Below are 26,027 nucleotides of genomic sequence, written 5' to 3'. Positions count from 1 at the left end.
TAGCAAAGCGCGTTAGTTAATACCGTAACTTTCCCGATATTCGCGCATTTTAGCGAGCATATCTTCGTTGCCAGGGCGTTCCGATAGGTATTCGATAATATCGCCTAGGGTAACAATCGCAATAACCGGCGCATTGTAATCGCGCTCCACTTCTTGAATCGCCGAAAGCTCGCCGCGGCCTTTTTCTTGCCGATCAAGGGCGATAAGCACACCCGCTAAGCTGGCGCCATTCGCTTCTACGATATCCATCGATTCGCGAATAGCCGTGCCCGCGGTAATGACATCATCAACTAGCATAATCCGGCCGTTTAGCGGCGAACCTACCAAGCTGCCGCCTTCACCGTGGTCTTTTTTCTCTTTGCGGTTAAAGCAATACGGTACATCTTTTTGATAATGCTCATACAGGCTTACCACCGTAGCGCTGGCAATTGGAATGCCTTTGTACGCAGGGCCAAAAAGCACATCGTAAGCAATACCTGAATCTTCCAGAGCCGCTGAATAATAGCGGCCTAAACGCGCTAAATCAGCGCCGGTGTTAAACAACCCAGCGTTGAAAAAGTAGGGGCTAGTACGCCCCGATTTCAGCGTAAACTCACCAAATTTTAATACGCCTTTACCGAGCGCAAATTCAATAAATTCCCGTTGATATCCTTTCATTAGTTCAGTGCCTCTTTCTGGTGATCGTTCAGCTCCCGAATAGCATGTTTCGCGAGCTCAACCATGCTATTCATTTCTTCAAAGCTAAACGGCTCTTCTTCAGCGGTGCCTTGAATTTCAATAATTTTGCCGGTGTCGGTCATTACCACATTCATATCCGTATCCGCGGCTGAATCTTCTGGGTAATCCAAATCAGCTACCGCTTCACCTTTGTAAATGCCAACAGAAATAGCGGCTACCATGCACTTTAATGGATTGCCCTTTACCGCGCCTTTTTTGCGCAGATAATTAATAGCATCAACCATGGCAACACATGCACCGGTAATAGAGGCTGTGCGGGTGCCGCCATCGGCCTGAATAACATCACAATCTACAGTAATAGTGTTCTCGCCAAGGGCGTTTAAATCAACGGCAGCGCGTAATGAACGGGCAATCAGGCGTTGGATTTCCATGGTGCGGCCGCCTTGTTTGCCGCGAGCTGCTTCGCGATCTGAACGAGTGTGAGTAGCGCGCGGTAACATGCCATATTCAGCAGTTATCCAGCCTTTGCCTTTACCTTTTAAAAAGCGCGGAACGCCTTCTTGCACACTGGCGTTGCATAAAACTTTAGTGTCACCAAACTCAATCAGTACGCTGCCTTCGGCGTGTCGGGTGTAGTTCCGGGTAATAGTTACCGGGCGAATTTGTTGTGCGGTACGGCCACTTGGACGCATGAAAACCTCTGCTGAGTGTAGGAATGGAGGGCATAAAACTGCCTCATTATATGCTTTTGCACACATTTTCGCTATGCCGCTAGGTTTTTAAGGTAAGTGGGCCGTGCATTATTGAATTCCATAGTTATACTTACACCCGTTCAGCAGCATTAAGCGACACATAATGGCGTGAATCTGCCGAACAAAGTAATTATAACACTTTGTTTAATAGGGATTATTATGATCTATAGCATGACAGCGTATGCCCGAGAGGAAGTAAAAGCTGAATGGGGCACCGCGGTATGGGAATTGCGCTCGGTAAACCAGCGCTACCTAGAAACCTACTTTCGTCTACCTGAGCAATTTCGTGGTTTAGAAACCAATTTACGCGAACGCCTACGTAAGCAATTACAACGTGGCAAAGTAGAGTGTGGCTTGCGCTTCACGGCCAACGCAGGTGCGAACACCGAACTGCAAATAAATGAAAATTTAGCGAAAGCACTACTTCGTTCGGCCGAGTGGGTGCAAGAACACGGAGCTCGAGCTTCTATCGACCCACTCGATGTTCTGCGCTGGCCGGGCGTTTTAGAAGCCGCCGAAGCCGATATGGATGCTATTCAACAAGCATTAATGGAAGGGTTCGAGCGCGCATTAGCAGCCTTTATCGAACACCGCGCAAGCGAAGGTGCAAATATGCGCAAGCTGATTGAAACCCGCCTCGAAGGCATCAGCGATGAAGCCAGCAAGGTTCGCGCTAACATGCCAGCGGTACTCGAATGGCAACGCGAGCGCCTTGTAAGCAAATTCGAAGAAGCCAAAATCGACCTCGATTCCGATCGCCTCGCTCAAGAAATGGTATTGCTAGCGCAAAAAACCGATGTAGCCGAAGAGCTTGATCGCCTCGATTCACACATCAAAGAAACCCGCGGCATACTCCGCAAAGGCGGAGCCTGTGGCCGCCGCCTCGATTTCATGATGCAAGAGTTCAACCGCGAAGCCAACACCCTCGGCTCAAAATCCATCAACAGCGATATCACCACCAGCGCCGTTGAAGTTAAGGTTTTGATTGAGCAGATGCGGGAGCAGATCCAAAACATAGAGTAGCCGCTAGGCTACTCCATACGCCGCGTGGCATGCCAATTGATGGCCTGCCAGCGGCTATCTTGCCATAGCATAACGCCACTGTTGTAAAACTCTTCTCGGCCATAGCCGGCATTGCTATCGGTTTCTGATACGAGAACGAAATTAATCACTACCAAATCACCGAACGCTTTATAGCTGAAGTTTTCTGCGCTGTATATTTGCGAATAGCCTTCAACCGGTTCGGTGGGGCCGGCGCTAATAACACCTTCCATCAGTTCTTGCTTACCAAACCTCTTGCCACTTGAGCTGGTGTAAGTGAGATCTGCGTGCCAGAAGGCGTCGTGTATTTCCTCATCGTTGGCACTAGCGCCTTCTAAAAAGCGCTCAAGCGTTGGCTCGAGCTGCTCGAAATCTGCTGTAGATTGAGCCAACGCAGGCGTGCACAAACTTAGGCTAAATAGCGCCAGTAGTAATAACTTTCTCATTTCTGTTCCTTGATTGTTCATTTAGAACACATAAATAAACCCGATGCCTACTTCGGTTTCATAGTTGCTGCGAGCAATAGGGCTCGAACGCACATCGCTACTATAATACTCAAACAGAACTTCGCCAAAAATCTGCCAATTTCTATTGATGTGCTTGCGATAACTATAATCTACGCCAACAGAACGAAGTCCGCTGCTGATCCGAGTTTCTGGTAATCCCGATGCTGCAGCCTGCTGTGCAGTTATGCCGAAACCATTATTGGCATATTCGCTATCGTGAAACACGGCAACGAGGTTAACTTCGGAACCTGAACCATCGTTTTGTTGGCCGAATCGGCGGCCTACACCAAACAGGCCAAGGTTCCCGTTTTCTCCGGTAACAACTCGACCAACTAGCCAATAACGCCAATCGGCATCGAGAGCACGGCGGCCTTGCAATACCAACTCAAGGCCCTCATCGCCGTCGCCGAGGCCATCTAGATAGCCTTTGTCCGAATCACCTTCTTCGCGGCCCTCATCGAAGCCTACAAGAGCCTCAAGTAGCCAAGTGTCATTGCGAAGTCCGCGCCAACCAAATGCTTCACCGGCCCAAAAGAAAATATTATCACCTCTGCGCCATTGTACGGCGCCTGCAGGGTCTATTTCTAAGCCAAACTCATCCGATCCTTCATAGGCTGTTTCATATTCAATACCCAAGCCGAGGCCAACAGCCCAGCCATCTTCACCTCTGGTGAAATCATCGACGGAGGGTAGTGGCACCATAGCCTTTCTTTCTTCTTGCGCGAACGCGGTTTGGAAGAGCAAACCATGTAAAACCATTATAACGAGTAGAGCTGTAAATTTTTTCATAAAAACTTTTCCTGAATGAATTCGGCCAAAGAATACCTGAAGTATAGTTGTTGCTTGAATATACGCAGAACGATTAGAAAACGGTTTTATGATCACGCATTATATTTTTGTGTTCGGTTCGTACTGATTTTTGGAGGCGTATTTAAGAACTTAAAGTTCCACTTCGAATGAACGGCAATCTAGTTTCATCGGCAGTGGTGTGATGTTTGCCGCCGTTATAGAACAAACCGCGCATAAATAGGATTATGGTCAGAAACGGTGGTTGTATCGATGGCCGTTGCCTTTTTAAGCCCAAGATCGCGATAGAAAATAAAATCGAGTGGGTTTTGTCGGTAGGTTTTAATGTGCTGGGCATCGAACATGTTGGCTTGGCGTAAGCCTACGCTGCGGCAAAACCGGAGCAAGTGTAAACGTCGTTGCCGATTCCACACGTTAAAATCGCCAGCCACGATAAGTGGCCCTTCATGGTGTAAAAGCTCTGCTTTCAGTAGCTCGAGCTCACGCAAAAAATGGTTTGTTCGAACAAAATTAATGGCGTGAACATTCACGATTAAAAGTGATTGTTCATCCGAGAGTGGATGATACGAGAGCATGTAGCTTTTATGGGTGGCGAACATACCTTCTCGATGACGAGAAAGGAGTGGATGCGCTTCGGTAAATGCGTATTGGCTAGCAGTTATAACCCCATACGTTGAACGGTTGGTTTGAATGTTCGGTGCTACCGCATACGACCAGTGGGGCAAGTGCCAATCGTTGTTTGAAGCTAGTTTTGCTTCTTGTAACAATAAAAACAAGCTTGGGAATTCTTCTAGTAAACGCGAAAGTGCGAGTTGAAATTTTAACGTTTGGGTAAGTTTTTGCGTATTCCAGCACAGCACTCCGAATTCCGCACCAGGCGTTATGAGCTGCTGATGAAGAAACCGTTGAGGAACAATGATTTTTGGCTTTAGCACTTCTCCGCCTTTAAATCGCTGGTAAAGGGTTTTTGAAGCATTTAGGCTTCATTACTGAATCATCTTACTGCAATCTTGCTCTATACACTAACGTATCTTTCAGTGATTCGGGTCACTATTACGGAATCGTGTGGCCGGCACAGCACGTATTTTCTCTAATCTTTCTGCTATGTTTATGGATGTACGTTTAGTCGTAAATAGCTAGAAATTTACGGGGAGGTTCGGTTTGTCTTTTTTGAAAAATAGAATAATGTTGCAGCTGTTGGTTGTTGGAGCTGGTATTTTAGTATCGTTGCAGTCGCTTGCATCTGATTACCGATGTAATAGATATTAGGAATCGTCATGCGCGCGCACTCAATCGGATAAGTTTCCGAGCGGACGAGTTACGTGCAATTATGGATCGAGCAAATGAACAGGGAGATACCAAATGTACCGAAGCTGCCCAAGCAAACATCCCAAATCGCGTATCTCAACAGGCTTGCCGTAATGTTGATTTTATCTCGGTAGCTCCCTACTTGAGCAGCTTCAAGAGGTGAACCTTTGTAATTGATCGTAGAAAGAAATACGAATAAATGCTGCAAAAGCAGTTCTAGAGCATCGAGTAACCATGCGTAAATCAGATAAAAAAATCGATAATGAAATTATTCGTAAACTAACGGTTGTTTGCGAAGAGGCTAAGCATGCTGATGCCGGCTTCGTGTGGCTTACGCATGAGGTAAATTATCAACGCTTTCCGCAGAGCTTAAAGGTGATTTTGGTTTTTAACGATGAAGTTACCGAAGCGCAGCTATTGGCGGAATTCGGTGTTTTGATTCCGAACATTCAAGATGCGTTAGAGCCAATCCTTGGCGGTTTACTCCCTGCTTCACAAATTGAGGCTCGGCGCGAACACTACGTAAATTAAGCGCTGAGCGCATTCAATGCCTGATATTGCTTAGCATAAGCGGGCGGGGCAAACAGCTAGCAACTCGATATTGGGGTGAGTACTAGCTGCCGCGCGCGCTTTATCTCAATAGATATCTACTCAAGCTCAAAAGTAAATGCAATGCCATAGTCTTCCCCGACATGGGCTGGATCGAAGCGCCAGTACTTTAATGCATTGATAGCTGACTCCTGCAGTACTTCATCAGATCCTGTGACTTCTAGCGAGATATTCGATGTTGTGCCGGCGTCCGTGATGTCAAAACGCAGCTCAACAGTTCCCGCCAAACCTTGCTCTTTAGCCGCCTCTGGATATGTTGGAAGAACGCGAACAATGGCGGGCGGAATAGAGTGTTCTATGGTGTTCGATTTACCCTCAAAAAGCTGGTTTGCTGTTGCGGGATTCATCAGGAACAGCCATGCGGCCGCTGCGATTGCGAATACGCCAAGGAGTGGCAGGTAGCTGTAGCCATGTTGATTAGTGAGGTGTTGTAAGCGTTGTTTCATAGGGTGTGCTCCATAGTGATTAAGGTGCGGTGTGCCAAACTGCACGGCAACTTTCCGGTCCTTTGAAAATGCTAAAGAACTTACTAAAAGCGCTTCGGCATAGGTTTTAGTGTCTTTCGGATAGCGGTTAATAATTACTGCATCGCAGGCTAATTCTTGATCGCGGCGATAGCTTCGATAAGCCAGCCAGGCGATTGGGTTGAACCAATTGATAGCGAGCAAAACATAAGCCAGCAAATTAAAATGGAGATCGCCACGCTGCCAATGTAAACGCTCATGGGCGATGATTAACGATTGTTGACGCACGGTATATTGCTCATCAAAGTCAGAGGGCAGTAACAAGCGAGGTTGGATTAAGCCGATAATCGCCGGTGAGTGAATGGCACTGGAATAATGTACTTTGAATGGAAATCCTGAACGCGCCTTAACGCCTTGCGCTCGATACAAGCTGCGATAGAACGAAAGGCTCGTGAGCATCATCCACACTAATAAGATTGCAACACCAGCCGCCCATACCCATAGCCATAGGTATGATTGTGAAGAGATTAAAGTATCCGCGTTTTGTACGATATTCGGTGTTACTGTAAACGGGGTTGCTATACCGCGTGTTGCGGGAAAACTTGGAAGCCAAGGCAGTAACGCAGCGAGCGGCACAGCAAACCACAAACTATATTGGGTACGAGCGCCGAGATAACGCAGTACTGGGATACGTAATAAGAGTAGTACAGCGCAGGCAAGCGCTATGAGCCAAAGGCTTGTTGTTAATGAATTAATCATGCTGGCGATCCTCGAGCTTTTCGATTAACGCTTTTAGTTCGGAAATATCCTTATCGCTGAGCTCGCCTTTTTCTGCAAAATGAGCAACTAACGGTGTTACCTTGCCGGAGAATAACCGTTGTACAAAGCTCTTGCTGGCTTGTTCCTGATATGCTTTTTCGGAGATTGCTGGCGAGTATAGGTAGCTTCGCCCCTGCTGTGTGTATGTTACGGCGCTTTTTTGAGTGAGCCGGTTTAGCATGGTTTTGATGGTTTTTTCATGCCAATCAAAATCTTGTTGTAACTGACCAACGATCTCTTGTGCTGTTTGTGGCGATTGTTGCCACAAAACTTGCATCACGCGTAACTCTGCATTACTGACTTCAACCATGATCTAACCCTTCGATTACATGTGTAATTCATATATTGATTACACATGTAATCAAAGGGGTCAAGAGTTTTTTTGAAGGCATCATTATTTTTTTATAAGAAATGTTTGAGGCACTGGAGCTACAGCCAGCAATTTAAGGAGGGTACGTAAATAGATAATCAGAAAAGCAACAGCAAAAATACCTTTGTTTGAGGGGTATCAGCACTTTATGCATTATGTACTGTTAGCCCATGCTGCTGCTTTATCCGAATTCAGAAAATTAAACGTTAAAAAACTTAATACTCAATGGGTAATGCCAGAGTTCGCCATCTTTTGCTTTAATCGCGCCAACAATTGCAAAGATAATGTGGCAAACCGCTAAGGCAAGTAAAACGCCGAAACCGATAATAACAACCAACAAAATGAAGCCAACAATTGAGTAAATAATTGAGCTGATTAGCCAGTTGGCAACAACGCGGCCGTTCTTATCAATATATTCGTCTTCTCTTTTTACGAGCCAGAGAACTATCGGTATAATTAAGCCAATCCAAGGAAAGGCGACACCGAGCAATAACGATAGGTGGATAAACATCGCGTATTGACGGCGATCTTCTTCAGTTGCAACTGCTTGCGAAGTTGCGCGAGTAGGAGGTTCATTTAAGAGCTTCTGTTTTTCCGTTTGAAACTCTTCCTCACTCAAAACCCCTTCTTCTTTTAGTTTGTGCAAACTACGTAATTTTTCGGTATCCATTAGCCGTTATTCCTTTTTATTTTTTGCTTACTTTATTCCATTAAATTTAGCCTGCTTTAATATAAACAACAAGCCAACAGATTTGGATAGCCCACCGTTTTCGTTACGTGAGTAGGCCCTTTTTCACTCGCTCAAGTTCTAATGTCGATGCGATACCCATTTTTCCACACCACGGTTGGTGTCAAAATAGTTTCGAGGTTTTCAATAGGTGATTGCGGGAGCAGAATGAAATCGGCTTTCCTACCGGTTGCAATTCGTCCGCGATCCGCCAGCGAAAATGCATCAGCTGGCACCGAGGTTGCGGCCCGTAATGTTGCTTCTGGCGATAAGCCGGCTTTCTTTAGGAGCAATAGTTCTACCAGAAGCGACCAGCCGTGTGCCGTATTCGGGTTCGGCGCATCGCTGCCCGCCAATACAGGTATTCCGGCTGCGTGCATTCGTTTCGTTGTCGTTAGTAAATTATCGTAAAAGTTTTCTGGAAAGCGTGAGCTGGCGAAATTACGATTCAGAGTGGCTTTAGCTGTGCGGCTTATATTGAGATCTTCACGGTTGAAAAGCACTTCGTTGTTCATCTCGCCCCGCAACATACCTTCGTACACGATCATCGTAGGGATAACGAATACGTTATTTTCCACCATCATTTCGAGCAATTCAGTTGAGATAACGCGATCAAAAAAGCTATGAACTAGGCCATCTGCGCCGGCTTCTACTGCATCTTGAGCCGAGGCGTGATCACTGATATGCACCACCGCAAGGCGATCAAATTGGTGTGCAGCTGCAATCGAGGCGCGCAAACCCTGTAGCGAAATTGAGGGTGCATGTTCATAGTTTGCGCCTTCTCGGGTGTAAACAATCTTAATAAAATCTGAACCCTCAGCAACGCGCTCGGCCACTAAGGCTTCGGCCTGTTCTGGTGAGGTTAGGGTTGATACGGCAATACCGAATTGGGTGCCATGGCCATGTGGCGCGGTCATGAGTAACCCCGCGCCATAGATATCGGCGCTAAGATTTTCAGCTGATGCCGTGTCGCGGTGCTTTGTATGTTCTTGTAAAAACGCAGGGTCGCCGAACATATCGATAACGCTCGTTACACCCCGAGGCAGTGCCTGTTGCAACGCATCGCCCCAAGCATGCACATGTGAATCGATAAGCCCGGGTAGCAGCCAATTGTTGTTGCCATCCACGAGGCGCAAATCGCTCTCGGGCTGCTCCAGATGTAGTGCACTTACATAGCCTTCTCTAACTTCTACGTAACGGGCCGGAATAACATTCTCACCATCAAATATCTGCACAGGGCCAAGAATAAAGCTATTTCCTTCCTGTGTGGAAACGTTCGTTGGGGTTGGCAATAACAACAAGGTAGTAGCAACAACAATTATCGCAACAACAAAGATTAGTGTTTTTTTCATGATTAATATCCTTAGCGTGATAAGCGCTGGTAGCGCCAGTAAACCGCCGCGATCATCAGTGCACAAAACGCGATCAGAAATAGCGTATGGCCCCACAAGCTCTCACCTTGGCTGGTGCCTATAACCGCGTGAGCGAGTTGCGAATAGTGGTAGGCCGGCAGTGCGTATGCAATCGCACCTACTGGGTCGGGTAGAAATTGAATGGGAATCCAAAGGCCGGAAAGAAATGCCATAGGCAGGTAAATTAAGTTTACCAATGCGGGAGCGGCTTTATCGGAGAGGCATAGGCCCAGCAATAAACCAATGAGCGCAAATGGCAGAGTGCCTAGTAGCAGAACAACAAGTAGCGTTGCCCATTGCCACAAATAAAGTTGTACATCGGCAAATACTGCGGCAATGATAAATAACATCAGGCCAATTACGCTTGCGAAAACCAAGCTGCTAAAAAACTTAGCTACAATGTAAGCGGCATCGGTGATACGCGCTTTAAGGTAAGCCACCCGTGAGCACGATCACTGGCAACGGCGGTGGCATAATTAAAGAGCGATGGCCCTATCATGCCGAAACAGGCATACGAAACCAGCATGTAATCGCTTTGCCCTGCACTAAAATTAAAGACAATTCCGAAAAACACATAAAACACTATCGGAAATAACATTGCCGGTAGGAAAAACGCCGGTGTGCGCCATAAACTCAGTAGATCGTAACTACTTTCTTTAATGTAAATCGCGGAATTAAACATGAGCAGGCTCCTGAATTAGATGTAAGTATGCGGCTTCGAGTGATTCGTGGTCAGCGATAATTTCGCTTACCGTGCCTTCGGCGATAATTTGCCCTGCGCGTAAAATAGCCACGCGATCGGCAAGCCGTTGGGCTTCTTCAATGTAGTGGGTGGTGAGTAATATGGCGCAGCCTTGAGCCCGGCGTTGTTGAATTTGTTGCCATAGAATATGTCGAGCTTCTACATCCATACCCACGGTGGGCTCATCTAAGAATAATAGGCTCGGGTTGCCAGCTACGGATATCGCAAACAGCACTTGCTGGCGTTGGCCACCCGAAAGTTTGCCGAAGCGTTGGTTTGCAATTGGCGATAGCTCAAATTCGTTAATCAGTTCGGCAGCGGTAGCACCGTTTTGGTAGTAACTGCAAAAGAGGTCAAGCTGTTCGGCAACGGTTAGATTGGCGTTTAACGTACCGAGCTGCATCATTACGCCAATGCGCTGGCGAATGCTCGTGGGCCGATGGCGATCATGAAAGGTTGTGCCGAGTATTTCTACGGATTCGGCTTGGTAGTTATGCATTCCCAAAATGCTATTAATTAAGCTGGTTTTGCCGGCACCATTTTTGCCTAGCACGGCTATAACTTCGCCAGCGTTGGCGCGTAGGCTAACATTGTTGAGGGCATACTTAGTTCCATAACATTTGCTTAATGATTGAATGTGTAACCGAACTTCGTTTTTGTTAGCGTTCATTCCAAGTTCCTTGGTAAGTGTGCTTATTTGCAGTTAGTGTATTGCGAGGTTGCGCGGCCCGGCAGTTGCGTTTGTCAGCAATATGAGATGACACTTGTCACTGGTGCTCTGGGCGGTTACTGGCATAATGAATAAAATTTCAATGGTAGGTGGCGTCATGTCGGCTGGAACCAATAGCGCAAAAAGCACTAACCCGGAAAATAAGCATGCTTGGATTTACCTATTCAACTTAGGCTTTTATATTTTGCCTATGGTGATTTTCCCTTATTCGGTTGGCGAGCTCGCCGTGCTTATCGTTGCTATGCTGGCGTTTATCGGGATCTATTTTTATTGTTATCACGTTCCGCCGGAACGAATGCTTTGGCCAATTTTGGGAATGTTTGCCATTGCCTGTGCGGTAACGCCATTGAACTCAGGCTCTATTGCTTTATTTAGCTATGTCGGCTTCTTCGTTGGATTTGCCTACCGCTGGCCAATAGCGTTAGCTGGCGTATTCGGCATTCTACTTACCTTGGCGGCATTTCATTACGGGCTAGGTACGAATTGGAATTTGTTCTTACATTACGGTGCGGTAATTGTGGTTACCGTGTCGATATTTGGGCGGGTTGAGCGCCTTCGGCAACGTCATTCGGATGCGCAAAAACGCAGCACGCATGAGATCGAGCGCTTAGCTACCAGTGTTGAGCGCGAGCGCATAGCCCGTGATTTACATGATATTTTAGGGCATACCTTATCAAGCATTATTTTGAAATCGGATTTGGCAAAGGCGCAATTGAATAAGGCGCAGTATGCCGAGGCAGAAAAGCAACTTGCTGAATTGAGTGAAATTGCGCGCCAGAGTTTATCGCAAGTGCGGCAAAGTGTTTCGGGTTACAAGCATGGCGGCTTAATACTTGAGCTACGCCGTTTGCAACAACGGCTTCAAGATGCAGAGTTCAGCACCCGCATTACGGGAACGCCGCCGGTGATGGATGAAAAACGCGAAACCGCGATAGTGTTAGCCATCACGGAGCTAGTAACCAATATTATTCGCCATAGTAAGGGCGAAGAATGTGAAATCCAGTTCGATGAGAATGCCGATACCTATCATATTAAGATTTTTGATAACGGCAACTGCGATGATGTAACGCTCGGTAATGGCTTAACCGGTGTAATGCTGCGCATGCAAGAGTTGGGTGGTTCACTGACGGTTGATGTAAAGCAGGGCTGTGCAGTGAATTTGAAATTGCCGAAGCAAGCAGAGATAACCGTATGAAAATCTTGTTAGCTGAAGATCAAACGATGGTGCGCACGGCGCTAGCGAGTTTGCTACGCCTTGAAGCGAACTATGATGTTGATGAAGCCGTTGATGGTGTTGATGCTCAGAAAAAACTGCAGAATGGGCACTACGATATTCTGTTGAGTGATATCGAAATGCCGAACATGTCGGGCTTGGAGTTGGTGCAATGGGCGCATCAACATCAACCGGCCCTGCGTTCCGTTATTATTACTACCTTTCATCGAGCTGGGTATATTAAACGGGCCATCGAGTGTGGCGTTCGTGGGTTCTTATTAAAAGATGCACCAATTGATGCGTTAATTAGCTCTTTGCAACGTGTATGCGCAGGTGAGCAGGTGATTAGCAATGAATTGTTAATTCAAGCGCTTGGGCAACAAGATCCGCTCACGGATAAAGAGCGCAAAGCACTGCGATTAGCAGGGCAAGGTTTGAGCACCCAAGCGATCGCTAAAGAGCTGTTTATTGCCGAGGGAACGGCACGAAATTACTTATCGGAAGCTATCAGTAAAATGCACGCCAGCAATCGAATCGAAGCCGCGCGTATTGCTCATCAAAAAGGCTGGTTGTAAGGCTTTTTACTATTCTATTCGCTTTCGTAGAGTTCGCGTTTTGCTTCGTAAAGCAAAACATCTGCCTTGCGCATTAGATCATTAACAGTATAGGCTTCCGTTGAAGAGCAGGCGCCGAGGCTGAAGCTCATGGGCTCGCCAATAACCTGCTCGCCCTGGGCGGCAAAAGCTTTGCACAGGTGCTTTAGAATATCGCTGTGGTTCATATTTGTGTTTGCCGGTAGCAGTAAACCAAATTCTTCGCCACCCAGCCTCCCCACTAAGCCACTGTGTTGCTCTTGTTGTTGCAGCAATAGTTTGGCGAACCGCTGGAGAATTTCATCACCAGTAGCGTGGCCGAATCGATCGTTTACCGATTTGAAGCTATCGATATCTAGGAAATACAGCGTAAATGCGCCGCCGTTTGCTAGCTGTTCTTTGGTCAGTTTTTCAAAGTACTGGCGATTGTAAATTCCGGTTAGATAATCAATGTTGGCGCGTGTGCATAATTTCTCATCGGAACGTTCTTTAAGAAAGCCGATAAACCCAATGCCATTAACCAGCCCACTAATAAAAGTGGCAAATATAAACAGCTGATTTGTGAATAAGGCCTGGGTGATTATATATTCGGGGTTGCCGATCGCGAGCGTTCCACGAACTAAGCAGAGAACCGTGATAAAAGCGTTAACCGTAACCAGCACTTTCGGAAACAAACTGCCCGGGTGTTGCCTGCTTAATTTATAAAGGGCATACACGTTTATGGTTAGCGGCACGGCAACCAAGACAGAGGCGGTGATAATCATGGTATGGTTTGGGCCGCTACCACTGGTGAAGTGCATAAAAGAAAAGATCGCGCTGGTAAGAATGAAGCCTGCAAACAGATATGCGGTGTTTAGGCCGGTTTTTGCAAGCTTGCTATAAGCTCTAGCCTCTGCCCAGCACCCGAGTAAAATTAGTATGTTGGCAATTAAGCGCAAATCGTCGGAGTAATTGAGCAGCGCGATCGCGTAAATTATGAACGAAAACGCTTTAATGAATTGAGCTTGTGCCCAAGACTTACACGCTGAATGTGATTCCGGGTTACTCACTTGCTGCCAGCTGTATAAAGCAAAAGTGAGGTTAGTAATCCCCGTGAGAACAATAATAGTAATAATATCCATGCGCGCGCCGCATTTCCTGTAGTTTTAGTGTTGAAGCTCTTGCAAACTTTATGGCTTCTTAGGGTTACTTGCAAGCATTCTGAACTACCTAATGAGGAACTGTATTATGTCGTTAAGTTACGAATCTGAGTTTTCTTGTCCGTACTGTATGGCACCGAATGCATTGGAAATCGATGCTGCGAACGATGTTGGGCAAGCCCAAATTGTTGATTGCCAAATCTGTTGCCAACCCATCGAACTTACCGTGCAGGAAACCATGGACGGCGAATTTGAGGTGGTTGCGCGTACTGATGATGAGTAACAGTAAAAATTTAGCACTAAATCGAAAAAAATATGATGCGCAAAACCTAAACCTCTGATTATAATTTAAACAAATTATAATAATCTCCATGTTGTATTCACGATGTGGTTACTTTGATGAGGTTGCGATGAACATTACTCCACAAAATTTGTTTCGTACTCTTGTTGTAGGTGTTTTAGGAGTGCATCTGTTCGGATGTGAAGCCAGTGATTTGGCCTATTTTAATTTGGGCGCACAATGTTATGCGAATTATCCGAATGATTCATGGGCTCAACAGCAGTGTGTTGATATTGGTTCGGCAGAAATTCAATACTATGAAAACGAGCAATATTGCGATGATGCTGTATACGAAATAGGTCGGCAAAGAGAACTTTATGATTCTTCTACACGGGAGCTGGATGAGTGGCTGAAAATTACTCATACGCAAGTGGTGGATTTTCCGTATGCACTTGATGAATGCTTAAGTGCGTTCACATTTGAGCAATGTAGTCGAGCATTTAACGAACCTGTTCTTAGCAATATTTCTGAGGCGCTTTTTACACTAAACGAATTAAGTATGTATGAAGGGAATATAAAACATAACCGTCAACAGGTGATATCCCAGTGCTCGGCGTTTTATACCTTTGGCAACGCTCAATATAATTCTAGTGATTATTACACGTCGAATAGAAACGTTCTGTCGGGTTGGCAGCAATATGTACAGAATACCAGCGCCGAGCTGCGCAGAGTGTATCGCAAATAAATAAAGCTTCAACAGCGTTATGTAACCGCGTTACGCTGTTGAAACTCCTCGCGCTCGTAGTGGTGTTTGTGCACGATGTCGGCTAACGCCGCTACGGCTTGTTTTACCTCCGCGTAAGTGTTGTAAAGCGGTGAGAAGCCGATACGCAGATACTTAGGTGCACGGAAATCAGCAATTATTCCCTCAGCAATAAGCGCTTGGCAAATCGCAAAGGCGTGTTCATGTTCAAATGCTAATTGACTGCCGCGTTCTTCTGCTTCACTTGGCGAAATACTTGGCATTTGCTCTAACAACCCTTCTGCCGCCATGCGCTCTAACCAATAGTTACTTAAACCTACCGATTTTTCGCGAAGCTCGGCCATATCTACGCCGTTGAAGATATCCAGTGCGGCATCTACCGCGGCGAGCGCCAAGATCGGTGGGGTACCGGTAATAAATTGGCGAATTCCATCGGCGGGCGCATAATCAACTGAGAACTCAAATGGCTGAGCATGGCCAAGCCACCCGAACAGCGGTTGCAAAGGTTTTACGTTATCCGTTAGATGGCGCGGCGCAACATACAAGAATGCTGGCGCTCCGGGGCCGGCATTTAAATACTTGTAGGTGCAGCCTATTGCGAAATCAATATCGTGATTCAATAACTCTACTGGCATCGCGCCCGCGCTGTGCGCTAAATCAATAATGGTAAGAGCGCCTTGTTCGCGCGCTTTTTTGCTAAGTTTAGTAAGGGGTAAACGGCGGCCGGTGCGAAAGTTAACTTCTGTTGCCAGCACCACGGCAGTTTCGCTCGAAATTGAATTTAGCAGCTCACCTTCCGGAACTAAGCGCAACGTGCAACGCTCGCCGAGTAACTGATGCAAGCCTTGCACCATATATAAATCGGTCGGGAAGTTATCCTCGGTAGAAAGCACTTCGGCGCGGCCGTCGTTTAATTGCAGCGCAGCGCTCAATACTTTGAACAAGTTAATCGAAGTTGAATCACAACAAACCGTGTGGCCTTTTGGCGCGCCAATTAAGTGGCCAATTTTATCGCCAATGGTAAGCGGCAAGTTAATCCAGTTGTGCTTGTTCCAGCTCGTGATTACATCGTTACCCCACTGTTTCTGTAAAGTTTGGGTAACGCGCTCTTGCACGCGGTGGCTCAATAAACCCAAAGAATTGCCATCAAAGTAAATAGTATTGGCTGGGATATGGAATTCTTGGCGTAGCGCAGCAAGCGGATCGCGTTTATCTAACGGGTGCTGAAGATCACTATCAGTAAATGGCATGCTTACCTCTGCTGGCTGGCGTTCGAAGAATTGGAATGTAGTGGCTGCAGAACCCTTAATAGCATTGAAAATGCCAAGGTATCTGGATGAATAACATCAAAATGCCCGGCATCGGCAATATTAATTGTACGCGCATTTTCAAGCTGCATTTGCTCGGCGCCTACAATAGTATCGGCATCACCCCGTAGTAAAACAACATTATCATGGCGTGTTTGATGTACTGGGTTCATTGCCCGTGCATCATCAGGTGATGTTGCTAAAAAACGCGCGGCCGATTGCTTACAACCACTTTCGCCCGCGGCGTATTGTTCAATATCGGTGATCGCCGCTAGGCCAATAACGCCTTGAATGGGTAAATTCTGTTCAGGTTGGCTCGCCAGTAATGCCAAATGCCCACCGGCGCTATGGCCCACCAGCGTGATATTTTCCGCGTTATAATTAGGGTTTGTAGTTTCAGCAAGAACGCTAACAGCAGTGGTGACATCGTCGAGCGAACCCGGCCAGCCGCCGCCTTCATCATCAAGCCTACGATACTCCACTAATGCCACGGCAAAGCCTGCATTTCGAATACCTTCAGCAAGGCCGCGGCCATGCTCCACACCATAGCTATTTAGCCAGCAACCACCATGCAAGAAAACAACGAGTGGTGGTGGCTCTTGCGCGCCTGCTGGTAGATAAAGCTCAATAAATTGGGGTTCAGCACTACCATAGCGAATAATAGTATCGGGCGTGGTCGTTGAACGTTCAAGTACGCTTTGAAAGCTTACTGGCTCCGCGTGGGCTGAGCCAACGGAAACAAACAAACCGATTAAGAAGCTATGTAACAATGTATTCAATCGATGCACGGAGGTTCTCTCATGTTATTATTTTCATTAAAAGCGATATTGTGCGATGCGAAACAAATAAACGGTTCGTTACGCGAAATGGTTCAAGTGCCTAAACCTAATGCCAGCAGCTCGCGTTCTATCGCAAAAACATGCTCATCCTGCTCATCAAGCTCACGCAATGCGGCCGCAAGATTTAATAAGTATTCGCTGTTTGGCCCGCTCGGGCCCTCACTGCGGGCAATATGTGCTGCTATTTCCGCTTCACTGGCTTCACCTAAGAAGGCCTCGTTGTTGGGGCCAGCTACATATACTAAACCTTCCACTGAACCACTACTATTTAGCCATTCAAACTCGGTGAAAAAGCGCAGGTAGCCGTTCTTCTCACGGTGATCTAGGTGCGCAAATACATCCGGCGTTACTTCGTAAGCCATGCCGGCGCAGCTTTTTTCGGGGGCTTCAATCAAGGTTGCCACTCGGCCAGGTTTCTCTGGTGTGCCCCGATGATCGTGTGAACCTTGCCAGAAACGGCGTTGCCAACCGTGAATGCGTGCAGGACGGCGCTGTAAGTAGGGGAAATCAGCTTTATAAATAAGCGAGCCATAGCCAAACAACCACACCGATGAAAGGTGGTTTAAGGGCTGAGCTCGTTGGTTTTCTTCTATGGTGTTATGCGACATTGATTGCGATCAACTTTTGCTTGTTTGAAAGCGCTACACTGAATATACGCTTGGTTGATTAAAATAACGTATACAAGTGTACCCAGTAAACGCTGTACCTTCACCCCAACATTTGTGGTTTTTGCTAAACTGAATTGTTTGGGCAAGTAAAATAGATTACGAACTCAAGCGCAAAGGAGATCGCCCATGGAATTAGCCTTTTTTAGTAGTAAAAATTACGATCAAACGTCGTTTAATCTGGCAAATGCTGAGCATAGCCACGACATTACTTTTTTTGCGGTGCCGCTAAGTATCAACACTGCTCCTCTTGCTGAGGGTTATCGGGCGGTGTGCGTATTTGTAAATGATGTGGTTAATCGAGAAGTGCTTGAACTTTTAAAAGCCGGTGGTACTAAGCTTATTGTTCTGCGCTGTGCTGGCTTCAATAACGTGGATCTTGTTGCTGCGGAAGAGCTGGGCATTCGCGTTGCTCGTGTGCCGGCTTATTCGCCACATGCGGTTGCGGAGCATGCGCTGGCGCTTATTCTTACGTTGAATCGGAAAACACACCGCGCGTTCAACCGAGTACGGGAAGGCAACTTTGCACTTGATGGTTTGTTGGGCTTCGATCTCGCCGGCAAAACGGTGGGTGTGGTGGGTGCTGGTAAAATTGGCGAGATTTTCGCAAAAATAGTGCAGGCTATGGGCTGTGAAGTGCTAATTACCGACCCAGGTGCAAGCGATGAGGTTCACAATAACTTTCAGGTTGTTGAGTTCTCAAAATTGATTAAAGATTCAGATATCATTTCGTTACACTGCCCGCTCACTCCAGAAACGCATCATCTGATTAATGCTGATGTTTTAGCTAAGTGTAAACCCGGCGTAATGCTCATTAACACCAGCCGCGGCAAAATGGTGGATACCAAAGCGGCGATTCAAGCCTTAAAAACTGGCCAACTCGGTTCTTTGGGGCTCGATGTGTATGAAGAAGAGGGTGATTTGTTCTTCTCCGATTTATCCTCGGAAGTGATTCAGGATGATGTATTCATGCGCCTGCTTACGTTCCCAAATGTGTTAATTACCGGGCACCAAGGTTTCTTCACGCGTGAAGCGCTTGGTAATATTGCGGATACAACGCTGGGCAATGTAACCGCGTTTGCTAGCGGCAAAGGTGAACTATTCGAGGTAACCACAGAAAAAGTAGTTGGCTGATGGCAATTCAAGATGGCTGCACCGCAACATGAAATGGGCACAATCTATTGGTTCTTAAGGAGCATAAATGCAGTTTGATTTGTTTTTATTCAGCGCCTTGAGTATGCCGTTCCTTATCATTCTAGTGACGATGATAGGGTTGAAGTGGAATGCCTTGAAAGCCGGTTGGGTGGCTTTTTTAATTACTCTAGCCGGAGCGCCTGTTGTGCTTGGGGTTAACTTGCATCAGCTTACTACGGATATTGTGCCCGGCTCGGTTTTAGAAGCGGCTAATACTAGCCTGAGCATTTTGTGGATAATATTTGGTGCGCTTTGCATCTATTACCTGCAATTAAACAGCGGTGCAATTGCCAGCATTCAGCAACAGCTCGCGCGGTTGCATCCGAACCCTAAAATAAGTGCGTTGTTCGTGGCTTGGTTCTTCTCTATGTTCATGGAGGGTGCTGCCGGCTTTGGCACTTCGGCGGCTTTAACAGCACCGTTTCTAGTGGCTGCGGGGTATCGCCCGGTGCTTGCGGTGGTTTTAGCGCTCTGGGGCCATAGTTTGGGGGTTACTTTCGGCGCGGTGGGTACACCGGTGATCACGCAAGCACTTCTCGTGGCAGAATCTGAACTTGCGTTAGCGCGCGCTGCATTGCCTTACATGTTTCCCACTACTTTGGTTTTGGCAATCGGTTTAGCATGGGGCTGTATTCGCTACGCTCCGGCATCAGCAGAAAGCGTATCTTCGATAGGCGATAAGCCGCAAAAATTCTCACTCGCCGCCATAAAGTTTGGTGTATTGGCTGCGCTCAGTTTCCTATTTCCCGCAACACTGCTGGCGTATTTTTTAGGCCCTGAGTTGCCCACGTTACTTGGTGCCATTGTAGGTGCAGCATTATTCACTCTCTTCACTAGATTTGAGAAACCATCACTTGGGCAACTAAACGAAGTAGCGTCTACCAAGCTGCCTAGCACCTCCTTCATAAGAGCCATGGCACCTTACCTTATTCTAGTTATTCTGGTATTGATCACGCGCTTAATTCCAGACATCAAAGCTGGGTTGCAGGCGGTTGTGTGGCACTGGGAATGGCGCAACTATCACGGCACGGTGCAGTACCTATATCACCCAGGCTCTCTACTTTTTGTGAGCTTTGTTTTCGGTGGTTTGTGTCAGCGGCACTCAATATCTACAAAAAATGGAACACTGGTTCGTGCGCTAGGTCGGGCTTTCGCACAGGCGCTATCACGTGTACTCACGGTTTTGTCAGCGCTATTCGTGATGCTGCTACTTTCTCGAGTTCTCGTACATACGGGTGCTATAACGCAGCTAGGCCAAACGGTTGCCGCATTTGCCGGGGCGTGGTGGCCGTTTTGGGTGCCATGGTTCGGAATTTTAGGTACATTTATCACCGGTTCAGCTACTTCTTCAAATATTTTGTTCAGTGAATTTCAACGCTCAGCGGCTTTGGCCTCAGGCAATAGCGTTATACCATTACTCGGTGCGCAAACTTTCGGAGCCGCTGCCGGTAACATGGTGTGCCCGCATAATATTATTGCAGCGGGGGCTACAGTGAATCTCGCCGGAGATGAGGGGCAAGTAATGCGGTTTACGCTACCCATGGCAGCCCTTTTAGCTACCCTAGCCGGAACAATTGCCGTGCTCATGAATATATAATCCGTAACAAAAACGCACTTTCTATGGATGGGAAAAAACCTTATAGTTCAAATCTATGTTACTAAAAAATATAAACAAGGAAGGCATTTTCATGATCAAGCGGAAGTTTTTATACCTAGCGATAGGGGCAATTTTTATTTCGGGTTGTCAGAGCACTACAGAAACAGAGGCCGAACCAACGGCTACGAATCCTGCTCAAGAATATGCCAATTACATACGCGATAGTAAACCGCCTGCCGGCCCACTTCATGAAGTGCGCGAGGGTGTTATTGATCCGGTGCAAGCTGTGATATACGCATCTCAAGCCGGAGAAAATGGTTATTCAGGCACCTTCGGCATGCAAGTTCGTAATCTAGGCGCTTATCCAACGTACGTTTACTTGAACAGCGAACTCAATTATCGCGACCAATTAAATGTTTCGGTGCGTATGGATATGGAAGTAGTACGTTATTTGCGCCGCACCTACGGTAATGAGTGGTTAAACGAAATCGTTGGCAAGCAAATTGAAGTCGAAGGCGAGGCGAAACGAGAGGTGATTTGGTTTAGATGTAACGATGAGCGCACGAGCTCTTACTACTATCAAACGCATATTCACGTAACTCGGCCAGAACAATTTAAAATTCTATAACCTGAAATGATAAGGGCGCACGCTATTTGGCATGCGCCCTGCTTGTTCACAAACCCTCTACTAACGAATTAGATGCCACTGCGTTTTGCGGCCAGCGAGGTAAATTACCCGCTCGCCATCAAAATACGCACTTTGCTCAAGCATAATTTGAATCGTTTGCCCGCCCCATTCAGGAACCGCTTGTTTAATGTTCCCTTCAATAGCATACGCGGTATTTGGATACAGTGGCCAATCACCATTCACCGCTGTATCACCTTGGTTATCCCACATGCCAATGGTTGGCCCTGGCGCGTGGCCAAAAAAACCGATGGGGTGCGTGTAGGTGCTACTGACAATGCCTTGGCGCTCACTTTCCGCACGCGTGGCTGCTAAAATTTCATTGCCGGTGCGGCCAGTAACAAAGTTATCGGTAAGAATATCTTGCCAGCGGTTACCAGTAAGTAGCGCATCTTTCAGATCTTGCGGCACATCATCTTCATCGCGCTTCAGCACATAGGCCATTTCTTGCGTATCGGTGCACATTTTTAAGTAGCAGATACCTACATCGGTATGCACAACATCACCGCGCTGAATTACGCCAGTGCCGCTGCTGCAGAAAGGTGTTTCGGGCGCACATTCCATACCTTCACGTTGAAAAGTAACGTAAGGCATAAACCAAATCGGCAAGCTTAAATCTTCAAAGCGTTGGCGAATATACCAAGCAACATCATCGGTTGTAGTAGCGCCTGGGGTAACTACAGCTGAACTAAATGCTTCGGCAATTACGCCGCGGGCTAGAGCAACTGCATGTGCAAAAGCATCAAGCTCAGCTTCGCTGCGCGTTTCTAACCAACGTACTACTAAATCTTCGGCTGGCACTAATCGGTTTTGCAGGGTGCTCGGTAACACTTCGGTTAGCCGATCGTGCATACCTTGGGTGAGGCCATCGGCCTCTGGCCAATGTTTTGAAACATTAATACCGATACGTTCAGGGTTTTTGGCAACAATCAGCTCGGCTAACGCGGCCCATTGCTCATCAAGATCACCGCCCGACCATGCCGATTCATAAGGCCCACCTAACGGATACGTATTCACCGAAAGGCGTTCGACACTGCCATCGGCCAATTTATTGAATACCAACATGGTGGTGCGGCGCGCCGCAAAAGTAGGCTGAGGAACTAAGCTGAAATAAACAGGATCTTCGGCATACTCGCGGTTAATCACGAGCCACATATCAATGTTGGCGCTTTCCATTAATTCTGGCAGCAAGGTATCTAAGCGTTCACTCAACATTGCGTTTTCTGGCGCTATGCGATCACGGTGTGGCAACACTGCAAATTCGTTAGCCGAGTTGATTACGCGGCCCTGAGTTGGTGTGTACTCACTTTCGTTAAAAGCTTGGCTAGATGCCGCACAAGCCGTGGCAGTAAATAAGCTGCTCGCGAGCAGTAAGGCTAGCGTTAAGCGGGTTTTCTTCAATAGTTTGTATTTCAAAGCAGGGCCCTCGTTATTATTTTTTTCTTCCGGTCATGCTTTGCAGCACACCATCGCGTTTCACTAAACCATGATGTAGCGCTGCTGCAATATGCACTAACACTAGCGCAATTAATGCCCAAGCAACAAGTGCATGTACTTCACGGAAGAAACCATACAACGGCAAGCTCACCGGCATAACCGCCGGCAAGGTGAACAAATCAAATACCGCAACCGGCCGGCCAGCCGCATTTTGCATAAAGTAGCCACTTAACGGCATAGCGAACATAGCTGCATATAGAAGCCAATGGGAAGCATGAGCAATACGTTTTTGTAATGCTGGAATACTATCGGGCATAGCTGGTGTGGCGGTGCGCAGCCGAATAATAAGGCGAACCATAACCGCAATAAGAGCAATAACCCCAAACGATTTATGCAAACCAAGCAGGGTTAAATGCCAAGGCTGTAAGCTTTGCACCATGGCAAGGCCGGCAAACAACATGGAAAACAGCAAAAAGGCCATGCCCCAATGCATAACGCGCGCACTCAGGTTATATGTAGTTGGCTGGCTCATTGGCTATTCTCCGATTCTTTCTGTGGTGAGGGTTGCAGAGAGCTATTCAAAAAATGCTCTCGAGCACGGCGGCGATATGATTCAGCATACGCAGCCGAACGAGCGCGGAGAATAGGGTCGGCGGTAGCCGCCATACCTTTTGGCAACACTAACGGATCGAAGTTAATTTCGTTACAGTTGCCTTCGTTTTCCGGCATTGCTTGGTGCACCACAATTTGGCCCGCCACTACCTGTTGGCGATCTTCAGGCCAAAGCACCGTAGGGTTGGTTTCATCATCGGAATCATTGGCGAACGTGAAGGTTAAATCAAACGCAACGGGCTGCGCTTCAACGCGCGCAAAGAACTCATTTTGCAAGGCATTCACATTTTCACTATCGAGTTCTTCATTGCTGCTTATGGTAGGCATAGCTGCCCAGCGCACGGCTTGGCGATCGCCATTTTCATTGATTAAGTAAAACGCATTGATACTGTGATAAATCTCGCTGGCAAAACTCGCGGTAGGTGTATAGCCGGCTTGCCAATTGCGGAAAGTTTGCGTTTCCGGGTGCGTAGCAAAAAAAGCCTGAATGCGTTCCGGGTTCCGTTCGCCTGTTTCGGGATCGGGAGAGAGTGCTTGTATCTGTTGATAAAACGCTTCTGGAGTTCCTACCGCCATAACCGGTGGCGTGTTCATGGCGGTAAGCCAGCGGCTGCTACCTGCACCAAAGCTGAGTGCTAAACTCCGCACCGGCGCATTTAAATCAGGTGCTGTAGGGTTATTACCAGCAATGGAAATACGGCCAACAAAAGGTGTCGAGGTGGCCGCAAACTGCGGCGCAATCGAATAAGGTTGTAGTGAGCCATTACTCACAAACTCACCGGCAATACAGAAACCTTTTGCGTGCGCTCGGCGAAAACCAAGGTGGGGATTATTGCCTTCTTGTAAGTTTACAAAATCTTGCGCGGTTACCGATGATTGGCCAAGGCCACCGGCAACAGCAAATAATAAAGCGCCAAGCCCGCCTACGGCTCCAATAATAACGGCATATCGCAAAGGTAACGCGGATGGTTTTTGCTTCAACATAGGGAGTGTAACCTTGTCGGTTTTATGGATATTCGAATTATACGCCAGTTTGCTTAGTTGCGATCAGCAATAGCTTTTTGCGCTAATTTCTTAATTTGCTCCCAATCTTTATCTTGTATTGCAGTTTTTGGCAAGATCCACGAACCGCCAACACAGGCTACGTTTGCTAACGCCAAGTATTCAAGGTAATTACCCTGGTGAATACCACCGGTTGGGCAAAATGTGATGTTTGGGAATGGACCGGCAATCGATTTAAGCATGGCACACCCGCCTGCAGCTTCGGCAGGGAAAAACTTAAGGTGATCATAGCCCATTTCTTTTGCGAGCATGAGCTCAGATATACTTGCTACGCCCGGTATCAATGGAATATCTCCGTTGCGTCCGACTTCTAACAGGTTCGTTGTAATGCCTGGGCTAATAGCAAATTGGGCGCCAGCATCACGAGCGGCGTTCAATTCTGCCGGTGTGGTTACGGTACCCGCGCCCACTACCGCATTGGGGAAAGCTTCCCGCAGTAATTGAATAGCTTCTAGTGCAACAGGGGTGCGCAGCGTTACTTCGAACAAGGATATATTGGCCTCCAGTAAGGCCTTCGCCATTGGAAGGGCATCGTCGAGCGAATCGATTACCATTACCGGCACTACGGGTGTTAGCTGAAATATATGGGCTGGCGTTAAATGCCAATTCGGGAAGCTCATAAGTGTTCCTTAGTTAAGAACTCTGTTGTTCGATGGTTTGTTTTAAATATTGGCCAACCCCACGCAAGCCGGCATATTCAGCAGTAATCACAAAGCACGGAATGGCTTCGGCCACTTTACAAAAGCGCCCTTTGTGTTCGAACCTTGCCCGAAAATTAGAGGTGGCCATCAGGTTTAATAGCTTTGGCACCACGCCACCAGCTATATACACACCGCCATAGGTGTTTAAGTTCAAAGCCAAATTACCAGCGAAGCACCCGAGGCTTTCGAAAAACTGGTTTACTGTTTCTAGCGCCAACGTATCATTTCCGCTTAGCGCACGTTGGCCAATTTTAGCAGCGCTCAACGGAGCAACATTGCGGCCGTGATAGTCAGCCAACGCCAAATACAGAGTTTCTAAACCAGGCCCAGAAAGAATGCGCTCAGCGGAAACTCGGCCAAAGCGATTATGAATAAAGCGGTGCACGGCCCATTCTTTTTCATTTGTGGGCGCCCAATCTACGTGCCCGCCTTCGCCGGGCAGCGGCATTACGGTGCCGTTAGGCAATGTCACTAAATGGCCGACACCAAGCCCGGTGCCGGCACCCAAAATCGCCTTCGGTGCTTTGGGTTTAATTTTGCCCCCACCTATTTGTTTCAATTCACTTGGCTTCAGAGTAACGATACTCATCGCAGCTGCAGCAAAATCATTCAGCACCACAAAGGTTTTCAACTTCATCATTTTGCGCACATTCCGAATCGAAAACTGCCAATGGTGATTGGTCATGTTAATTTCATCGGAATCTACCGGACAGGCGATCGCAATCGCTACATGTTCCAACGGAACATCTTGCTCTTGGCTGTAGGCCGCCATTACATCGGTTAGTGTTGGGAAATCGGCACAGGGAAACACCTGAATACGATCGAGCTCAAATGTGGCGAGGTTAATTCTGCTAAATCGAGCGTTAGTGCCACCAATATCGGCCACTACTGCGTGCGTATTCGTATTGAACTGCTCGTTGTTGTTAACCATAAATAGGTTTCTCTTATTATTTTTCTGATCGCTAATTTAATAAT

The 26,027-nt window shown here is 47.2% G+C and carries 30 protein-coding genes; 9 read left to right on the top strand and 21 right to left on the bottom strand.

The genetic code is table 11. The features are described 5' to 3' along the window. Positions 1–12 precede the first annotated feature (12 nt). Positions 13–657, bottom strand: coding sequence for an orotate phosphoribosyltransferase (gene pyrE, locus CWE13_RS08645; RefSeq protein ID WP_126807778.1), 645 nt, complete (start codon positions 655–657; stop codon positions 13–15). Further along, positions 657–1,370 carry a ribonuclease PH gene (gene rph, locus CWE13_RS08640; RefSeq protein WP_126807776.1) on the bottom strand — a complete coding sequence of 238 codons (714 nt, stop codon included), beginning with the start codon at positions 1,368–1,370 and terminating at the stop codon, positions 657–659. The genes pyrE and rph overlap by 1 nt, the downstream gene beginning before the upstream one ends. A 219-nt stretch (positions 1,371–1,589) precedes the next feature. On the opposite strand from rph, the gene CWE13_RS08635 reads away from it, so the two are divergent. Continuing rightward, the gene (locus CWE13_RS08635; protein WP_126807774.1) at positions 1,590–2,453 is read left to right on the top strand and encodes a YicC/YloC family endoribonuclease; all 864 of its coding nucleotides are present in this window, start codon (positions 1,590–1,592) and stop codon (positions 2,451–2,453) included. Between the two features lie 8 nt (positions 2,454–2,461). Here the strand turns inward: CWE13_RS08635 and CWE13_RS08630 are convergent, their stop codons facing one another. The 3 genes from CWE13_RS08630 to CWE13_RS08620 all read right to left on the bottom strand — a co-directional run bounded on the left by CWE13_RS08630 (position 2,462) and on the right by CWE13_RS08620 (position 4,719). Beyond that, on the bottom strand, positions 2,462–2,917 hold the full coding sequence (locus CWE13_RS08630) for a nuclear transport factor 2 family protein (protein WP_126807772.1): 456 nt from the start codon (positions 2,915–2,917) through the stop codon (positions 2,462–2,464). A 21-nt stretch (positions 2,918–2,938) separates the two neighbouring features. Next, complete coding sequence (locus CWE13_RS08625; RefSeq protein ID WP_126807771.1) at positions 2,939–3,766, bottom strand: MipA/OmpV family protein; 828 nt, start codon at positions 3,764–3,766, stop codon at positions 2,939–2,941. Between the two features lie 215 nt (positions 3,767–3,981). Then, positions 3,982–4,719: an endonuclease/exonuclease/phosphatase family protein gene (locus tag CWE13_RS08620; RefSeq protein WP_241973664.1), complete on the bottom strand. Its 738-nt coding sequence runs from the start codon at positions 4,717–4,719 to the stop codon at positions 3,982–3,984. Positions 4,720–5,326: 607 nt separating this feature from the next. Here CWE13_RS08620 and CWE13_RS08615 point away from each other — a divergent pair. Further along, a complete protein-coding gene (locus CWE13_RS08615) occupies positions 5,327–5,623 on the top strand; it encodes a hypothetical protein (protein ID WP_126807769.1) in 297 nt (98 codons plus the stop codon). 116 nt (positions 5,624–5,739) lie between these two features. Here CWE13_RS08615 and CWE13_RS08610 read toward each other — a convergent pair whose 3' ends face one another. The 7 genes from CWE13_RS08610 to CWE13_RS08585 all read right to left on the bottom strand — a co-directional run bounded on the left by CWE13_RS08610 (position 5,740) and on the right by CWE13_RS08585 (position 10,905). Continuing rightward, entirely contained in the window at positions 5,740–6,924 is a 1,185-nt protein-coding gene (locus tag CWE13_RS08610; RefSeq protein ID WP_126807768.1) for a TonB family protein, read from the bottom strand. After that, on the bottom strand, positions 6,917–7,294 hold the full coding sequence (locus tag CWE13_RS08605; RefSeq protein WP_126807766.1) for a BlaI/MecI/CopY family transcriptional regulator: 378 nt from the start codon (positions 7,292–7,294) through the stop codon (positions 6,917–6,919). The genes CWE13_RS08610 and CWE13_RS08605 overlap by 8 nt, the downstream gene beginning before the upstream one ends. Before the next feature lie 259 nt (positions 7,295–7,553). Next, the gene (locus CWE13_RS08600; protein ID WP_126807765.1) at positions 7,554–8,024 is read right to left on the bottom strand and encodes a magnetosome magnetite crystal formation protein family; all 471 of its coding nucleotides are present in this window, start codon (positions 8,022–8,024) and stop codon (positions 7,554–7,556) included. 131 nt (positions 8,025–8,155) lie between these two features. Next, positions 8,156–9,433: an amidohydrolase family protein gene (locus CWE13_RS08595; RefSeq protein ID WP_126807763.1), complete on the bottom strand. Its 1,278-nt coding sequence runs from the start codon at positions 9,431–9,433 to the stop codon at positions 8,156–8,158. A gap of 11 nt (positions 9,434–9,444) precedes the next feature. Next, complete coding sequence (locus tag CWE13_RS08590; protein ID WP_241973663.1) at positions 9,445–9,933, bottom strand: ABC transporter permease; 489 nt, start codon at positions 9,931–9,933, stop codon at positions 9,445–9,447. After that, positions 9,888–10,175, bottom strand: coding sequence for a hypothetical protein (locus CWE13_RS12645; RefSeq protein ID WP_241973662.1), 288 nt, complete (start codon positions 10,173–10,175; stop codon positions 9,888–9,890). Before CWE13_RS12645 ends, CWE13_RS08590 begins: the two co-directional genes overlap by 46 nt. Continuing rightward, positions 10,168–10,905 carry an ABC transporter ATP-binding protein gene (locus CWE13_RS08585; protein WP_126807761.1) on the bottom strand — a complete coding sequence of 246 codons (738 nt, stop codon included), beginning with the start codon at positions 10,903–10,905 and terminating at the stop codon, positions 10,168–10,170. Before CWE13_RS08585 ends, CWE13_RS12645 begins: the two co-directional genes overlap by 8 nt. A gap of 127 nt (positions 10,906–11,032) precedes the next feature. Between CWE13_RS08585 and CWE13_RS08580 the strand changes: the two genes are divergently transcribed. Further along, on the top strand, positions 11,033–12,160 hold the full coding sequence (locus CWE13_RS08580) for a sensor histidine kinase (RefSeq protein ID WP_241973661.1): 1,128 nt from the start codon (positions 11,033–11,035) through the stop codon (positions 12,158–12,160). Next, positions 12,157–12,753, top strand: a complete 597-nt coding sequence (locus CWE13_RS08575) for a response regulator transcription factor (protein WP_126807759.1) — start codon at positions 12,157–12,159, stop codon at positions 12,751–12,753. Before CWE13_RS08580 ends, CWE13_RS08575 begins: the two co-directional genes overlap by 4 nt. Positions 12,754–12,767: 14 nt before the next feature. On the opposite strand, the gene CWE13_RS08570 is transcribed toward CWE13_RS08575, so the two are convergent. Then, positions 12,768–13,892 carry a GGDEF domain-containing protein gene (locus tag CWE13_RS08570; protein WP_126807757.1) on the bottom strand — a complete coding sequence of 375 codons (1,125 nt, stop codon included), beginning with the start codon at positions 13,890–13,892 and terminating at the stop codon, positions 12,768–12,770. A gap of 106 nt (positions 13,893–13,998) precedes the next feature. Between CWE13_RS08570 and CWE13_RS08565 the strand changes: the two genes are divergently transcribed. Next, positions 13,999–14,193, top strand: coding sequence for a zinc ribbon domain-containing protein (locus CWE13_RS08565; RefSeq protein WP_126807755.1), 195 nt, complete (start codon positions 13,999–14,001; stop codon positions 14,191–14,193). A 127-nt stretch (positions 14,194–14,320) separates the two neighbouring features. After that, the gene (locus tag CWE13_RS08560) at positions 14,321–14,935 is read left to right on the top strand and encodes a hypothetical protein (protein WP_126807753.1); all 615 of its coding nucleotides are present in this window, start codon (positions 14,321–14,323) and stop codon (positions 14,933–14,935) included. A gap of 17 nt (positions 14,936–14,952) precedes the next feature. Here the strand turns inward: CWE13_RS08560 and kynU are convergent, their stop codons facing one another. The 3 genes from kynU to CWE13_RS08545 form a co-directional block, all read right to left on the bottom strand. Further along, positions 14,953–16,203 carry a kynureninase gene (gene kynU / locus CWE13_RS08555; RefSeq protein WP_126807752.1) on the bottom strand — a complete coding sequence of 417 codons (1,251 nt, stop codon included), beginning with the start codon at positions 16,201–16,203 and terminating at the stop codon, positions 14,953–14,955. A gap of 2 nt (positions 16,204–16,205) precedes the next feature. After that, entirely contained in the window at positions 16,206–17,048 is an 843-nt protein-coding gene (locus CWE13_RS08550; protein WP_126807750.1) for an alpha/beta hydrolase, read from the bottom strand. Between the two features lie 83 nt (positions 17,049–17,131). Continuing rightward, positions 17,132–17,707: a gamma-glutamylcyclotransferase gene (locus CWE13_RS08545; protein WP_126807748.1), complete on the bottom strand. Its 576-nt coding sequence runs from the start codon at positions 17,705–17,707 to the stop codon at positions 17,132–17,134. A gap of 186 nt (positions 17,708–17,893) precedes the next feature. Here CWE13_RS08545 and CWE13_RS08540 point away from each other — a divergent pair, with 186 nt between their 5' ends. From CWE13_RS08540 to CWE13_RS08530, 3 genes are all read left to right on the top strand, one after another. Beyond that, positions 17,894–18,898: a 2-hydroxyacid dehydrogenase gene (locus CWE13_RS08540; protein WP_126807747.1), complete on the top strand. Its 1,005-nt coding sequence runs from the start codon at positions 17,894–17,896 to the stop codon at positions 18,896–18,898. 67 nt (positions 18,899–18,965) lie between these two features. Further along, positions 18,966–20,555, top strand: coding sequence for an L-lactate permease (locus CWE13_RS08535; RefSeq protein WP_126807745.1), 1,590 nt, complete (start codon positions 18,966–18,968; stop codon positions 20,553–20,555). Between the two features lie 91 nt (positions 20,556–20,646). Beyond that, positions 20,647–21,183: a hypothetical protein gene (locus tag CWE13_RS08530; RefSeq protein ID WP_126807743.1), complete on the top strand. Its 537-nt coding sequence runs from the start codon at positions 20,647–20,649 to the stop codon at positions 21,181–21,183. Between the two features lie 60 nt (positions 21,184–21,243). Here the strand turns inward: CWE13_RS08530 and CWE13_RS08525 are convergent, their stop codons facing one another. Genes CWE13_RS08525 through CWE13_RS08505 form a run of 5 tightly spaced genes read right to left on the bottom strand, consistent with a single transcriptional unit; the run spans position 21,244 to position 25,983 of the window. Continuing rightward, a complete protein-coding gene (locus tag CWE13_RS08525) occupies positions 21,244–22,656 on the bottom strand; it encodes a M24 family metallopeptidase (protein ID WP_126807742.1) in 1,413 nt (470 codons plus the stop codon). A gap of 16 nt (positions 22,657–22,672) precedes the next feature. Next, positions 22,673–23,209, bottom strand: coding sequence for a cytochrome b (locus tag CWE13_RS08520; protein ID WP_126807740.1), 537 nt, complete (start codon positions 23,207–23,209; stop codon positions 22,673–22,675). Beyond that, positions 23,206–24,273: a catalase family peroxidase gene (locus tag CWE13_RS08515; protein WP_126807738.1), complete on the bottom strand. Its 1,068-nt coding sequence runs from the start codon at positions 24,271–24,273 to the stop codon at positions 23,206–23,208. Before CWE13_RS08515 ends, CWE13_RS08520 begins: the two co-directional genes overlap by 4 nt. Positions 24,274–24,326: 53 nt before the next feature. Further along, complete coding sequence (locus tag CWE13_RS08510; RefSeq protein ID WP_126807736.1) at positions 24,327–24,971, bottom strand: bifunctional 4-hydroxy-2-oxoglutarate aldolase/2-dehydro-3-deoxy-phosphogluconate aldolase; 645 nt, start codon at positions 24,969–24,971, stop codon at positions 24,327–24,329. A gap of 13 nt (positions 24,972–24,984) precedes the next feature. Beyond that, positions 24,985–25,983 (bottom strand): glucokinase, encoded by a 999-nt coding sequence (locus CWE13_RS08505; protein ID WP_126807735.1) that lies wholly within the window; start codon positions 25,981–25,983, stop codon positions 24,985–24,987. Positions 25,984–26,027: the final 44 nt, after the last annotated feature.

Origin of the sequence: Aliidiomarina shirensis, assembly GCF_003987345.1 — a bacterium.
Lineage (GTDB): Bacteria > Pseudomonadota > Gammaproteobacteria > Enterobacterales > Alteromonadaceae > Aliidiomarina > Aliidiomarina shirensis.
This window is presented reverse-complemented; position numbering and strand designations above follow the sequence as displayed.